The organism is Candidatus Poribacteria bacterium, from assembly GCA_016866785.1.
GTDB lineage: Bacteria > Poribacteria > WGA-4E.
This window is the reverse complement of record VGLH01000119.1, coordinates 1-12407: the sequence shown is the minus strand read 5'-3', so window position 1 is coordinate 12407 and position 12407 is coordinate 1. Positions and strand designations below refer to the sequence as shown.

Here is a 12407-nt window from a genome sequence, read left to right as displayed (position 1 = left end):
AGTCGGGCGGCGGCGTGTGTTCACTGGGCCCGCAGCCGTAGATCGACCGGCTGTTGACGCGCATCCACGCGCCGATCCCGCGCAGGCGGTCGATGGCGAACGGATCGAACTCCCCGCGCGCGGTGGGTCCGACGTTCAGCAGCAGGTTCCCGCCCTTCGACACGGAGTCCACCAGCATCTGGACGAGCATATCGACCGACTTCCAGTCGAGGTTGTCACGGTCGTAGCCCCAGCTTCCGTTGAGCGTCTGGCAGGCTTCCCACACGACGGGCTTGCCGCCGACGGTCAAGCCCGCGCGGGGCTGGTACTGCTCCGGCGTCTTGAGGTCGCCGCCGATTTCGAGGCGGTCGTTGACGATGATTCCGGGCTGGAGCTCGCGCACCATCGCCATCAGGCGCTCGGAGTCCCAGTCCTCTTTGCCCTTGCCCTTCGACCATCCCCAATCGGAGCCGGAATAGGAGAAGTCGAACCACATGACGCTGACCTTCCCGAACTGGGTCAGCAGCTCGCGCGTCTGGGCGTGCAGGTAGGCGCGGTACTTGGCGATGTCGCGGTTCTGGTTCGCCTCGCGGTAGGCGACGTTGTCCCGCTGCGGATGGAGCCCGTCAACGACGTATTCCGGGTGATGCCAGTCGATGACGGAGTGGTAGAACCCCGTGCGCAGACCTTCATTCCGGAACGCCTCGACCATCGGGGTCAGCAGGCACTTGTTCCAGGGGGTCTTGGTGACCTTGTAGTCGCCCTGCTGGGTGTCCCAGAGGCAGAAGCCGTCGTGGTGCTTGCTCGTGACGACGAAGTACTTCATGCCGGCGTTGCGCGCCTCTTGCGCCCACACGCGGGGGTCGTAGAGGTCGGGGTAGAAGTGGTCGAAGTACTTCTGATAGTCCTCGTCGGTGATGCGCTCGCGGTGCTTGACCCACTCGTGGCGGGCAGCGAGGGAGTAGATGCCCCAGTGGATGAAGAGCCCGAATCGGTCGTGGGTGAACCAGCTCGTGTCGCCGCCGGTGTGTTCTGCGGTCATGGATGGTTCCTCTCGTCCCGTGGCGGGGAGCCGTCGTAGTCGACGCATCCGGTCGGGCAGGATGATCCCACATTCGGGAGGCAAGTCCAAACGCGCCGATTCAGATGGAGCGCCGAGCCCTCACCCCGACTCCCGGCCGAAAAGAGAGGAGGAACGCGGCATTTGGCGCTCCGGCGTCCGGGAGCGCTGTGGCGGTGATTGCGCCCCGGAACCCGGCTCGGCTATGATGTTCGTGCAGCGAGGAACGCAGGCACGCCAATCCTCACGCACGTCCTCACGGAGTCATCGGAATGAGCAAGATCCCCATCGGACTGGAACTCTATTCGGTGCGCGAGCAGCTTGCGAAGGACCCGCGCGGCACGATCAAAGCCGTCGCCGAGATGGGCTACGTCGGCGTCGAGTTCGCCGGTTTCCCCAGCCCCGATCCAGCGGAAGTCAAGGGCTGGCTCGACGAGTTCAAGCTCACCTGCTGCGGTTCCCATACGGGCTGGGGACTCGTCCAGGACGACAAGCTGGAATCCACCGTCGCCTACAATAAGGCGATCGGGAACCGCTACCTCATCGTTCCGGGCTTGCCCGGCGAGTTGACGCGCACCCGCGCCGACTGGATCGCCACGGCGAAGAAGTTCAACGCCATCAGCGCCAAGCTCGTCCCCCAGGGCATGGCAACCGGCTACCACAACCACTCCGCCGAATTCCAGGTCATGGACGGCGAAACCGCCTGGGACGCCTTCTTCAGCCACACCGACAAAGAAGTCGTCATGCAGTTGGACATGGGCAACGGCATGAGCGGCGGCGCGGACCTCGTCGGCATCCTCAAGAAGTTCCCCGGCAGAGCCGAGACCGTCCACCTCAAGCCCTACCACAAGACGGAGGGCTTCCGACCCGTCATCGGCAAAGACGATGTCCCGTGGCAGGAGGTGTTCCACCTCTGCGAGACGACCGGGAACACGAAGTGGTATATCGTCGAGTACGAGAGCGACGCCTATCCCCCGCTGGAAGCCGTTGAGCGCTGCCTCAAGGGCTTGCAGAAGATGGGCAAGTAGCGCCCCATCGCTCCGAGATCCGACGGGCGCGCCGACCTCGCCAGCGATGAGGGGCGCGCCCGTCGTCCATCGACCCGCGTCGTTTCCAGGGGTGAGGAGACGCCCATGAACCGGCACGCTGCGTCCACCGCCATCGCGCTGGCGTTCTGGCTCCCGATCTGCCTGAACGCCCAGACGACGATCACCTTCGACAACGAAATGAAGGGCTGGGAGATCGTCGATGAGCCGGCGAAGAACCTCGGCGAGGGTCCGTCCGCCTGGTCGATCCGCAAGAGCCAGCTCGGACTCAGCGGGAACGTCCTCTTCCAGAGCTCCAACGCCTGGGGAAGCCCCGCCGATAGCCAGCTCATGGGAACCTTCGCCGTCTACACGGCGGAGAAGTTCCGCAACTTCACCCTGGAGATGGACGTCGCCGCGCAAGACAACGACGGCATGGGACTCGTTTGGGCGTTCACCGGAACCGACCGGCACTATCGCGTCATCATGATCAACGACGTGTGGCCCGAGCTCGCCCTCGACAAGGTTCGCGGGCCCTTCATGCGGATGGACAAGCGCACGAGCGATGACGAGCCGTGGTACGCGGTCTTGACGATGATGAAGGGCGACTACAAGCCCTACGCCGAGCGCGTGCCGCTCCACTGGAAGCTCGTCGTGAACGCCGGGAAGTTCCGGTTCGAGCGCGGCGATGGGCTCGTTATCGAGGGAGCCGATACCGCCTACGTCGAAGGCAGCATCGGCATCCAGCTCTACGCGCAGCAGGCGGAGTTCGACAACGTGAAAATCACGCCCGCGCTCGCGGTGGACCCGTCGGGGAAGACGACGGCTTTGCTGGGGGAGCTGAAGTCCGCCCGGTGAGCCGTTCGTCCTGTAGACGAGAGTTGTAGGGGCGACCCGTCGGGTCGCCCTCGTCGTGAGCCGGGCGACGCGCCGCGTCGCCCCTACCATGCGGTGCTCTTTGCCCCCGCAATCGTCGACAACGCAGACGACTCAGCAGAGGAGCGTGCGGTGGTAGGGCGGGTCTCAGACCACCAGTGTCAACTTACGCGGTTTTCTGGTGGGGCATGTGGATTCCAACGCAAAACGCGCGTCCTATATGGCTTGTGACGGCGGGAACCGGTTGGTTCCCAACCCTCGCCCTGACCCTCCCCCATTCAAGGAGGAGGGATAGGGCATCCTCCCCCTGCGAAGCGTGGGGGAGGACTGAGGTGGGGGGAGGTTCCGTATAGTACTTGGGCGCTTAAGTTGACACCCATGGTCTCAGACCCGCCTCTACGGGACCCCCTATGCAGGGAATGGACTTCTGAGCCCCTTCGGCGGCTGATGCCTAGACGAGCAGCCGCGCCGCTCGCGCGGCGACGAGCTGGGACGGTAGGCAATACGCTGCCACCTCGCGCCCCGGCGGGAAGGAGACCTGCTCGTACGCCGTCAAATGCCCTTCCGTCTGGTGGTACGCGACGTGCCCATAGAGCGACAGCAGGAAATCCTCCCTCCGGCCGAGCGCCCAGAGCCCGCGCAGGTAGTCGGTCAGGGGCCAGTCGTCCAGATGATCGCTGAATCGCGTCATGCCGCAGAACTGCCCGCCCGCGTTCAGGCGCGATTCCACGACCCGGTTCGCCATCTCCGGCGGCAGCAGGCCGCTCGAAAGCAGCTCCGGCAGGTAGCGGTAGTTCGTGTAAGAGGCGTCGCGCGTCGCTGTCCACGATTCGGGGCGCCCCAGCGGCTCGACCTGCGGCGTGAGCCACCAATCGTCGGTATTCCACGCAAGGCGGATCGCCGCGAGCGTGTCGCGGGCGAGGGCATCGGCGGCTTCCCGAAGCGGCGCTGGATCGACCCGCTCGCCGAGGCGTTCGCACACATCCGCCCAACGGCGGAGCCCCTTCACGACCCACGCGTTGTTGTGGAAGTACCGCCGCACCTTCACGCGCTCATCGGCCTCTGGGGAACCGGCGATCAGCTCGTCGCCACGCTCCGCGCAGAGCCGTAGCAGGTAGCCCGCCATCCGGTTCAGCGATGGGAAGCATGTCTGCCACCAACCGTCGGAACCGGCGCGTTCCTCCAGCGAGGCAGCAACGTCCAGAAGCTGGCCGTATTCGCTGATGGAGGGACCGTAGTAGTCGATGGTTCCGTCGTCGCGGACGAAGTGCGTCAGCCAGTAGGTCCAGAGCTGGATCGCCCGGCTGTGCAGACCCCACGCCGAGAGCGCATCGACGGCGGCGATGATCGTCGGCGGGAAGCTGTCGTGCATCTCATGCGCGTAGACCTTGATGCCGTACTTCGGATGGTTCCCCTGAAACGTCGCGTCGATGTGGGTGAGCCCAGTCTTGACGGACAGGTCGAGGAAGGGATGCCCCGTGTCGACCTTGAGAACCGTCTCCAGCCGCCGAACCGATGACGCGATGAGGTCGGGATCGAATGCCGATTCGCCCGATGCTCTTGGGAACCGGCTCAGGATGTCGTCGAGGTCTGGCGTGACGCCCCGCGCGACGAACTCGTCGCGGACAGGATCGGTCCGCGAGTCTCGCCATGTGATCGAGGGATCGCTCAACGCGGTGACTCCTCAGCCAGGCTGACGGCTACGCCTGCTCGTAGGCTCGCCGCAACGTCGCAATGTCGATCTTCACCATCTCCAGTAACGCGTCCATGACGCGCTTCGCCTGCTCCGGCGTCCCGTTCCGCATCATCTCCTCGAACTCGGTCGGAGCGATCTGCCACGACACGCCGAAGCGATCCTTCAGCCAGCCGCACTGGACCTCTTCGCCGCCGTCCGTGAGCCGTCCCCAAAGTCGGTCGATCTCCTCCTGAGAGTCGCAGCGGACGAACAGCGAGATGGCGTGCGAGAACGTGAAGTAGGGACCTCCGTTCAGCGCCATGAACTCCTGACCATCCAGTTCGAATGTGATGTGGAACGCTGTCCCTTCCTGGCCGTCCTCGCCGTCGTCGTTTCGGGCGACGTGGAGGATCCTCGAGTTCTGGAAGAGCGAGACGTAGAAGTTGACCGCTTCCTCCGCCTGGTTGTCGAACGCGAGGAACGTCGTGATCTTCTGCATCGGAGTCACCTCATCTGTGTGAGCGGAGCCTGCCTGCCGATCGCGAGTGGCTAGTGGTCTGTCATGGTGGTCATCGCGACAACTTCGATACGCTTCCGTCAAGGATTCCGGAGTCGTCATTCCCACGGAAGCGGGAATCCAGAGACCCTAGGCTCCCGCCTTCGCGGGAGCGACACGTTGGTGGTTGCCACGGTGCGCGTCACGTATCGCTGCTCATCACGCTGACGAACATCAGAGCCGGTAGAGCGGCGCGAGCTTGTCGCGGAGATACACGGCGAGATAGTCGCCGTTCGGCGGTTCGCCTGCGACGCGCTCGACGAGCTCCGCCGACGTGTAGCGCATGCCCTGTCGATGGATGTTCCGCCGCAGCCAGTCGAGGACGTCGCCGAAGCGTCCCGCCGCGATCTGCGCGTCCATGTCGGGCAGGTCGGATCGCATCTTCGCCGCGAACTGCGCCGCGAAGAGGTTCCCCAGAGTATAGGTCGGGAAGTACCCCAGCGCACCGCCCGACCAGTGGATGTCCTGCAAGACGCCGTCGGCGTCCGTCGGCGGTTCCACCGTGAGATAACGCCGCATCCGGTCGTTCCATGCCTCCGGCAGATCGGTCACGGCGAGCCGTCGGTTCAGGAGCTCGACCTCGAGCTCGAAGCGCAGGAGGATATGCAGGTTGTAGGTCAGTTCGTCCGCCTCGACACGGATGAGTGACGGCTTCACACCGTTGATGGCGAAGTGGAACGCGTCGAGGCTCACGTCGTCGAGCGCTCCACCGTAGAGGCTCTTCAGCTTGGGCAGGTAGCCTATCCAGAACGCCCGGCTCCGACCGATGATGTTCTCCCACATGCGCGACTGCGACTCGTGAACGCCCAGCGAGACGGCTTCGGCGCAAGGGGTGTAGGCGTGATCGGGGTCTAAGCCCTGCTCGTAGAGTCCATGTCCCGTCTCGTGGAACACGCCGAAGAGCGCGCTCATCGGTTCCTGCTCGTTGTAGCGGGTCGTCATCCGCACGTCGGAGGGATGGCTGCCTGCGCAGAAGGGGTGCGCCGAGATATCGAGCCGACCGGCGTCGAAGTCGAACCCGAAGTCCGCTGCGACCTGCACGGCGAACTCCCGTTGCTTCTTCGGCGACAGCGGACGGCGCAGGAGGGATTCGTCGGGCTGAACCGTCGAGCCGACGATGGCGTGAAGCAGCTCGACGGTCTGGCTCTGGAGCGGCGCGAACATCTCGCGGACGGCGTCGGCGGTGAGCCCCGGCTCAAAGCCGTCGAGCAGAGCGTCGTAGGGGTCGTCGGCGTAGCCGATGTGCTCGGCGACTGCGATCTTGAGCGCGACGATCCGCTCCAGGTGCGGCGCGAAGCCGGGGAAATCGTCGTTCTTTCGCGCATGGAGCCACGCTTCGTGGGCGCGCGACGTAACGCGGGAGAGCTCCTGCACGAGCGCGGTGGGGATCTTCTTCTGCCGGTCGTACTCCCTCGCCACTTCCCGGACGTTGACGGCTTCGTCGGGCGAGAGTCCGTCGGCTCCGCGCAGGGCGTCGATCCACTCGCCCATCTGCAGGCTGGTCATCGCCTCATGGATCATGCCGCTGAGGGCGGCGAGCTGCTCGCCTCGATGGGCGGCTCCCTTCCGGGGCATGTATGTCTCCCGATCCCATCGGAGCGCGCCGCCCATGGAACCGAGGATCGCGACCTCCTTCACGCGCGCGATGAATGCGCTATACGTCGTCATGAGCCGCCTTCGCAGTTTGACTTCCGGACACCGATGGTGGTGTAATCTCGAACGGACACGGTCGTCAGGGGTTCAAGAGATGGCGTCGATGCTTCGCCGCACGCTGTGGTCCCTCGCGCTCCTCGCGTGGCTTCCTCTGAGCGCCGCGCTCGCGCAGAACGTCTCCGTCCGAGACTACCGCGTGCCGGTCAGCCGCGCCCAGAGCCTATACCTGGACTTCGACTACGGCTACGAGCGTGAGGACGGTTCCACCCTCTCGAACGACGCGCTGGTGGGCGTCACCTACGACCGTTTCTACGAGTCCCTTCCGTTCGCGTACTCGCTGGACGTTCTGGGAGCCTGGTCGCGGACGCTGGGACCCAAGGACTACCTCTACGCATATAACTCCGACGCCGTCGGGCGCGTCAAGAAGTACGTGTGGAAGGACCGCGACCTGTTCGGCTCCGTCGCACTCCACGGCGCGTTCCAGCGAACCGACGATCGTCCGGCGTATGACACGACCGTCGGCATCGGCTGGGGGCGGTTCATCAATGCGACTTCGCTCCGCAAGGCGGTGCGCATCGACGACTTCTTCGTCAGCGAAGGCGTCACGACGGACCGGCTGCCCCGCCAGACGATGCTTCGGATCGCCAGCATCATCGAGCGGGAGCCCGAGTACCGACAGCGGTACGGAGCCGATACCTACAAGAAGTACTGGTACGAGGACGTCGAGGAGAACGTCCAGCGGTCGGGTCTGTTGGAGGGCAAGTCGCTGGGAGCGGCGGGCGTCCTGCGGATGGAAGAGGTGCTCTTCCAGGAGAACATCGCCGACCGGTACTACGGCTACGACGCGACCCTCGGCATCAAGTACGACCTGCAAACCGCCAAGAAGGGCGTTAAGCGATCCGAACCCGCCGCCGACCTGTCCGTCCGCTACGCGCGACCGATCCGGTGGGATACCCAAGTCGGAGAGCGCCTGCGCGTGAACAGCCCGATGAAGTCCGGGGAGTTCGGCAGGGCGTTCGATTTCTCGTCGACGACCAGCTACCTCTACGAACTCACCAACCGCGTCGACTTTCGCGCCGATTACCTGCTCGGTATCGCCAAAGAGACCGCCGATGCCGATCTCCGATTCGCCCACACGCTGACGCCGACCTTCCTATTCTACATCGAGAACGAGGTTCGTCTCCTCGCGACGGTTCGCGTCCTCAAGGTCGCCCAAGACCCCTGGACGCACGAGTACAAGCTGACGCTCACCTACAAGGCGTTCTGAAACCCGCCCCCGCGTCGCTCAGGTGACTCTGCGCGTTTGAGCTCAGATCGCGGCGGCGGCGAAGTCGGAGAGCGTCGCGTCGTCCAGCGGCGTGAGCGTCGCAGCGACGTTCATCTCCAACTGCTCGATGTTGAGGTTCCCCAGCGGGTTCCCGTGGATGCGGGTTTCGCGCAGGCAGAACTGCAGCGCGAGCACGAGCAGGCTGATGCCGCGCTCCTCGCACCAGAGGCGCATGCTCTCGGCGCGCTGGGCGTCGGAGCCGGAGAGCCACCGATCCCGCGAGACGATCTTCTCGACGGGCGTTCCCGTGAGCATCCCCCGCATGATCGACCAGCCGTTCATGACGCCGATGTCCTTCTCGGCGGCGGCGGGCAGGATGTCCTCGGCGGCGGTCTGGCGCAGCAGGTTGTAGTCACTGAAGCAGAGCAGCACGTCGATATCGCCCTGCTCGATGACCTTCAGGTGGAAGGGATGCGGGTTCATGCCGTACCCGACGTTGTGGATGAGCCCCTCTTCCTTGAGGCGCTTGATGCCCGCAAGAGTCCCGTCAGACGCGAGCGTCGCGTCGCTGTCGCTGGGGTCGTGGATGAGCATCGCGTCGAAGTGGTCGGTTCCCAGGATCTCGAGCTGGTCGCGGACATCCTCGATGGCGCGGGCGGCGGAGTAGTCGGCTTTCCCTTCGCCGTAGAAGCCCCACTTGGCGGCGCTGTGGCAGCAGAGCCGCCCGCTGATGACCACCTCGTCGCGCCGGATGACTCCCGTCTTGAGGGCGACGCCCAGCTTGCGGAGCGAGTCGCCGTAGCACCGGGCGCAGTCGAAGTGGTTGACGCCCAGATCGACGGCGCGGCGGATGAGCGCGCACGCCTCCTCGTCGGTCACGGGCCCGAAGTTGTTGCCGAAGCCCTGCGTTCCGAAGGGGACGACGGGGATCGACAGCCCGCTCTTGCCCCATCGACGTCGCGGGCAGCATCCCGTCGTGAGTTCCACTGCTGGCATCGTGATCCTCCGAATCGTGTCGTGGTCGTGCCGTTGGTCGCCGGTCGATGTTCCGCCGATTATAGCACCCTTGCCGACACGCCTCTTGACGTTCCGCGTCCGTGGGACGACGATCCTGAGTAGATGGAATCAGGCGCTTCGGTGGAACACAGGAGGACGTCGGCATGGGTCGCTGGGGAATCGGCGTCGCGGCGGTCGCGTTGGCGCTGGGGATCGCAGTCAGCGTGTCGGCGGCGGACTTCACGGACAACTTCGACGAGCTGTCCAAGAGCTGGAAGAGCGTCGAGGAACCGGGCGGCATCATGGGCGATGCGTCGCCGGGCGCTTGGAAGATCGAAAAGGGCATGCTCGATGGCGCGTCGCTCCACCAGACGGCGAACACCTGGGGCGACAAGGGCGACGAAGAGCCGTATTACACCCTCATCGGGCGCAAGCCGGACACCTACCGCGACAAGGTGAAGCAGAGCATCCGCCTCGAAGTGGTCGGGAGCGATTTCGCAGCCTACATCGAGAACCAGAAGGTCGTTACGGCGACGGACGCGACCTACCCATCGGGCAAGATCGGGCTCGTCTGCTTCGCGCAGAACGACATGTGGTTCGACAACCTGAAGATCATCGATCAGTCGCTTGCTGTCTCAGCGGCGGGGAATCTGGCGGTCGAGTTGGGACGTCTGAAGCGGGGTCGGTGACAGAGCAGCCACGAACACAACGCCGGAAGGAAAGTCCATGCGACTCGGGGCACCGGTATTCCAGCCCTACGACTCGCCGGAGCGATGGGCGGAAGTCGTCCGATCGTACGGCTATCGAGCCGCGTATGCGCCAGTGGGATATGACGCGCCCGCCGATGGCATCCGCGCGTATGCCGAAGCGGCTTCGGCAGCGGACCTCGTCATCGCCGAAGTCGGAGCGTGGAGCAACCCGCTCTCTCCCGACGAAGCGACGCGCAAGAAAGCCCTCGACCACTGCAAGAAAAGCCTGCAGCTCGCCGAAGACCTCGGCGCGCGATGCTGCGTCAACATCGCCGGTTCGCGCGGGACGAAGTGGGACGGGCCCTGTCCCGAAGACCTGACCGAGACGACGTTCGAGATGATCGTCGCGACCGTGCGCGAGATCATCGATGCGGTGGAACCCCGCCGGACGTACTACGCGCTCGAGATGATGCCGTGGATGTACCCCGACTCGCCCGACAGCGCGCTCCGCCTCATTCACGCGATTGACCGGCGTCAGTACGGCGTCCACTTCGATCCGACGAACATCATCGGCAGCCCGCAGCGGTTCTTCGGCACAGGCGCCGTCATTCGCGAGTGCGTGCAGAAGCTGGGTCCTCATATCCGGTCGTGCCATCTGAAAGACGCGAAGATGGGCGAGGGGTTCCTCGTCCACCTCGACGAAACGCGTCCGGGAACCGGTTCCCTCGACTACGGGACACTTCTGCGCGAGCTGAACCGGCTCGATCCCGACCTGCCAGCCATGCTGGAACACCTGCCGAACGAAGAGGAATATCGCCTCGCGGCGGACTATGTGCGATCCGTCGCAAACCGCGAGCACATCGCGCTGTAATGCGGATTCGACGGCGCGATGCCCTGAGTGATCTGCTTCGCGGACACCCATCGAATCTACGGACGCCGTATCGTAGGGGCGACGCGGTGCGTCTCCCATCGCACGATGAGGGCGCAGGCGATCAGGAACCGCCCGCGCCCTTCGTGTGGGTTGACCGGTGTGGGCTATTCGGGATGATGCGCCGCGTGGTCGGCGGTGGAGCCGGTTCCGGCGCACGGCATTTCAGCGGCGAGGGTGTCCCACTGCTTCCCCGTCAGGACGGATCGAGCCGTCCGTCCGGAGCGGATCGCCGCGAAGCGGAGCGAGGATTCCGTCTTGGCGAGCTCATCCAGCTTCGACTGGATCGCCGACAGGTCCGACTTCGGGTTCGAGATGAGGGTCTGGAGGTCGGTATCCACCAGGTCGCGGGCGGATCGGAGCCGGATCGACTCCTTGGTCGTGTCGGTCTTGAGGGCGTTCAGCTTGTCGCGCTGGGCGTCGGTGAGATTGAGGCGGTCGGCGCTGGCGAGCAGCCGATCGATCGGCGAGACGTTCATGCCGCCCATCATCGACATCATGCCGCCGCTCATCATGCCGCCTGAGCCACCCATCATGCTCCCGCCCTTCGTGCCTTCGGAGGCGTGAGTCGTCGTGGACGCGGTCTTGGGAGCCGCTTCCGCGAACGCGTAGATACCGCCTGCCAGGAGTACCGCTGCCGAAATCGCCACTACGGGTCGAACGAAACGCGTCATGGGAGATATGCCTTCCGTATCGTGAGTCGTATCCAACGTTCCGGCAGTCCATCCTGCGCCGAGCGCAGGGCGGACAGCCGAATGCGGTCGTCGTATCGTGACGGACTCACGCAGAGGGAGGCGCACGCAAGCGGGATGTCGAGCAGGTATCGCAGGAACCAGGACGCAGCGCAGGAGGCGCCGCATACGCGACAGATCGCACCGTCGCGGAAGGCGGAACGGCGGCGGTTCCCGCCATGGGAACCGGGCTCGTCCCAGACGTCGAGTCGAGCGTGGGTGCCCACCACTGCTGGGTGAGGGGACACGTGATCGGAGTGGATACCGTGGCGCAGTGTTCCGGCGCGTCGATCGCGGGCTCGGCGCAGTCAGCGCGAAGATGGCACGGAACCGCCGCCAGCGCGCTCACGGCGAACAGCCATCCGAGAATCGAGAGCTGAATCAGGGAACGTCGCACCGAGAACACCCCACTCCGCGCCGCGATCGACTTCCGGGCGCATGAGACGGAACAACGCTCCTGGCAACCGCGTTGACGCGGATCGCCTTTGCCGTCACAGCGCCTGACAGATCGGGCAGAAGTAGGACGCTCCGCCGAGGAACGCGATCTTCTGGATCGCGGAGCCGCATTCGGGGCAGGGCTTGCCGACGGTTCGACTGTCCAGCAGGCGGACATACTTGCCCGGCGCGTTGTAGAGGTCGAACTCGGTGTCCCGTCCGTCCGCGTCGACGGCGAGCCGGATCGTCTCGCGCGTCGCGTCGTAGAAGGCGCGGCGTTCCGACGCGCTCAGGCTGACCGCCCGACGGCGCGGATGGAGCCTCGCCCGGAAGAGGATGTCCTGCAGATAGCCGTTCCCAACGCCGAGGATGCCCGGCTTGCTGATCGCAAAGAACTTGACGGCGCGTTTGTCCTCGGGCTCCAGACTGGCGAACAGACCGTCGAAGTACTCGAACGTGAACCTGTCGTTGATGGGAAGCGCGCCTGGCGACTGCCAGAAGGGATGCGCCATCTGCTCGTCGGAATAGAGCTGGACG

Annotated in this window: 12 protein-coding genes; 5 read left to right on the top strand and 7 right to left on the bottom strand. The window is 65.0% G+C overall.

Features of this window, described 5'->3' with window-relative positions; translation table 11 throughout:
- The coding region (locus tag FJZ36_14935; GenBank protein MBM3216198.1) for an alpha-L-fucosidase at nt 1-1021 on the bottom strand (1021 nt) is incomplete at its 3' end.
- A gap of 290 nt (nt 1022-1311) precedes the next feature.
- Here FJZ36_14935 and FJZ36_14930 point away from each other — a divergent pair.
- Nucleotides 1312-2067, top strand: coding sequence for a sugar phosphate isomerase/epimerase (locus tag FJZ36_14930; protein MBM3216197.1), 756 nt, complete (start codon nt 1312-1314; stop codon nt 2065-2067).
- A gap of 105 nt (nt 2068-2172) precedes the next feature.
- Nucleotides 2173-2922: a hypothetical protein gene (locus tag FJZ36_14925; GenBank protein ID MBM3216196.1), complete on the top strand. Its 750-nt coding sequence runs from the start codon at nt 2173-2175 to the stop codon at nt 2920-2922.
- A 469-nt stretch (nt 2923-3391) separates the two neighbouring features.
- Here FJZ36_14925 and FJZ36_14920 read toward each other — a convergent pair whose 3' ends face one another.
- From FJZ36_14920 to FJZ36_14910, 3 genes are all read right to left on the bottom strand, one after another.
- Entirely contained in the window at nt 3392-4612 is a 1221-nt protein-coding gene (locus FJZ36_14920) for a hypothetical protein (protein MBM3216195.1), read from the bottom strand.
- Nucleotides 4613-4640: 28 nt separating this feature from the next.
- Nucleotides 4641-5114 (bottom strand): VOC family protein, encoded by a 474-nt coding sequence (locus tag FJZ36_14915; GenBank protein MBM3216194.1) that lies wholly within the window; start codon nt 5112-5114, stop codon nt 4641-4643.
- 231 nt (nt 5115-5345) lie between these two features.
- Nucleotides 5346-6839: a carboxypeptidase M32 gene (locus FJZ36_14910; GenBank protein ID MBM3216193.1), complete on the bottom strand. Its 1494-nt coding sequence runs from the start codon at nt 6837-6839 to the stop codon at nt 5346-5348.
- A gap of 88 nt (nt 6840-6927) precedes the next feature.
- Here FJZ36_14910 and FJZ36_14905 point away from each other — a divergent pair, with 88 nt between their 5' ends.
- On the top strand, nt 6928-8091 hold the full coding sequence (locus FJZ36_14905; GenBank protein MBM3216192.1) for a hypothetical protein: 1164 nt from the start codon (nt 6928-6930) through the stop codon (nt 8089-8091).
- 42 nt (nt 8092-8133) lie between these two features.
- Here FJZ36_14905 and FJZ36_14900 read toward each other — a convergent pair whose 3' ends face one another.
- Nucleotides 8134-9087 (bottom strand): aldo/keto reductase, encoded by a 954-nt coding sequence (locus tag FJZ36_14900; GenBank protein MBM3216191.1) that lies wholly within the window; start codon nt 9085-9087, stop codon nt 8134-8136.
- 164 nt (nt 9088-9251) lie between these two features.
- Here FJZ36_14900 and FJZ36_14895 point away from each other — a divergent pair, with 164 nt between their 5' ends.
- On the top strand, nt 9252-9776 hold the full coding sequence (locus FJZ36_14895) for a hypothetical protein (GenBank protein MBM3216190.1): 525 nt from the start codon (nt 9252-9254) through the stop codon (nt 9774-9776).
- 37 nt (nt 9777-9813) lie between these two features.
- Complete coding sequence (locus tag FJZ36_14890) at nt 9814-10647, top strand: sugar phosphate isomerase/epimerase (GenBank protein ID MBM3216189.1); 834 nt, start codon at nt 9814-9816, stop codon at nt 10645-10647.
- Between the two features lie 164 nt (nt 10648-10811).
- Here FJZ36_14890 and FJZ36_14885 read toward each other — a convergent pair whose 3' ends face one another.
- Together FJZ36_14885 and FJZ36_14880 are read right to left on the bottom strand one after the other, a co-directional pair.
- The gene (locus tag FJZ36_14885; protein MBM3216188.1) at nt 10812-11378 is read right to left on the bottom strand and encodes a hypothetical protein; all 567 of its coding nucleotides are present in this window, start codon (nt 11376-11378) and stop codon (nt 10812-10814) included.
- Between the two features lie 548 nt (nt 11379-11926).
- Nucleotides 11927-12407 (bottom strand): hypothetical protein (locus tag FJZ36_14880; protein MBM3216187.1); only part of this gene is annotated, 481 nt, incomplete at its 5' end.

Excerpts from the sequence above, each read along its gene's own strand:
- FJZ36_14930 (MBM3216197.1), top strand. The coding sequence starts at position 1,312 with ATGAGCAAGATCCCCATCGGACTGGAACTCTATTCGGTGCGCGAGCAG.
- FJZ36_14925 (MBM3216196.1), top strand. The coding sequence starts at position 2,173 with ATGAACCGGCACGCTGCGTCCACCGCCATCGCGCTGGCGTTCTGGCTC.
- FJZ36_14915 (MBM3216194.1), bottom strand. The coding sequence starts at position 5,114 with ATGCAGAAGATCACGACGTTCCTCGCGTTCGACAACCAGGCGGAGGAA.
- FJZ36_14910 (MBM3216193.1), bottom strand. The coding sequence starts at position 6,839 with ATGACGACGTATAGCGCATTCATCGCGCGCGTGAAGGAGGTCGCGATC.
- FJZ36_14905 (MBM3216192.1), top strand. The coding sequence starts at position 6,928 with ATGCTTCGCCGCACGCTGTGGTCCCTCGCGCTCCTCGCGTGGCTTCCT.
- FJZ36_14900 (MBM3216191.1), bottom strand. The coding sequence starts at position 9,087 with ATGCCAGCAGTGGAACTCACGACGGGATGCTGCCCGCGACGTCGATGG.
- FJZ36_14895 (MBM3216190.1), top strand. The coding sequence starts at position 9,252 with ATGGGTCGCTGGGGAATCGGCGTCGCGGCGGTCGCGTTGGCGCTGGGG.
- FJZ36_14890 (MBM3216189.1), top strand. The coding sequence starts at position 9,814 with ATGCGACTCGGGGCACCGGTATTCCAGCCCTACGACTCGCCGGAGCGA.
- FJZ36_14885 (MBM3216188.1), bottom strand. The coding sequence starts at position 11,378 with ATGACGCGTTTCGTTCGACCCGTAGTGGCGATTTCGGCAGCGGTACTC.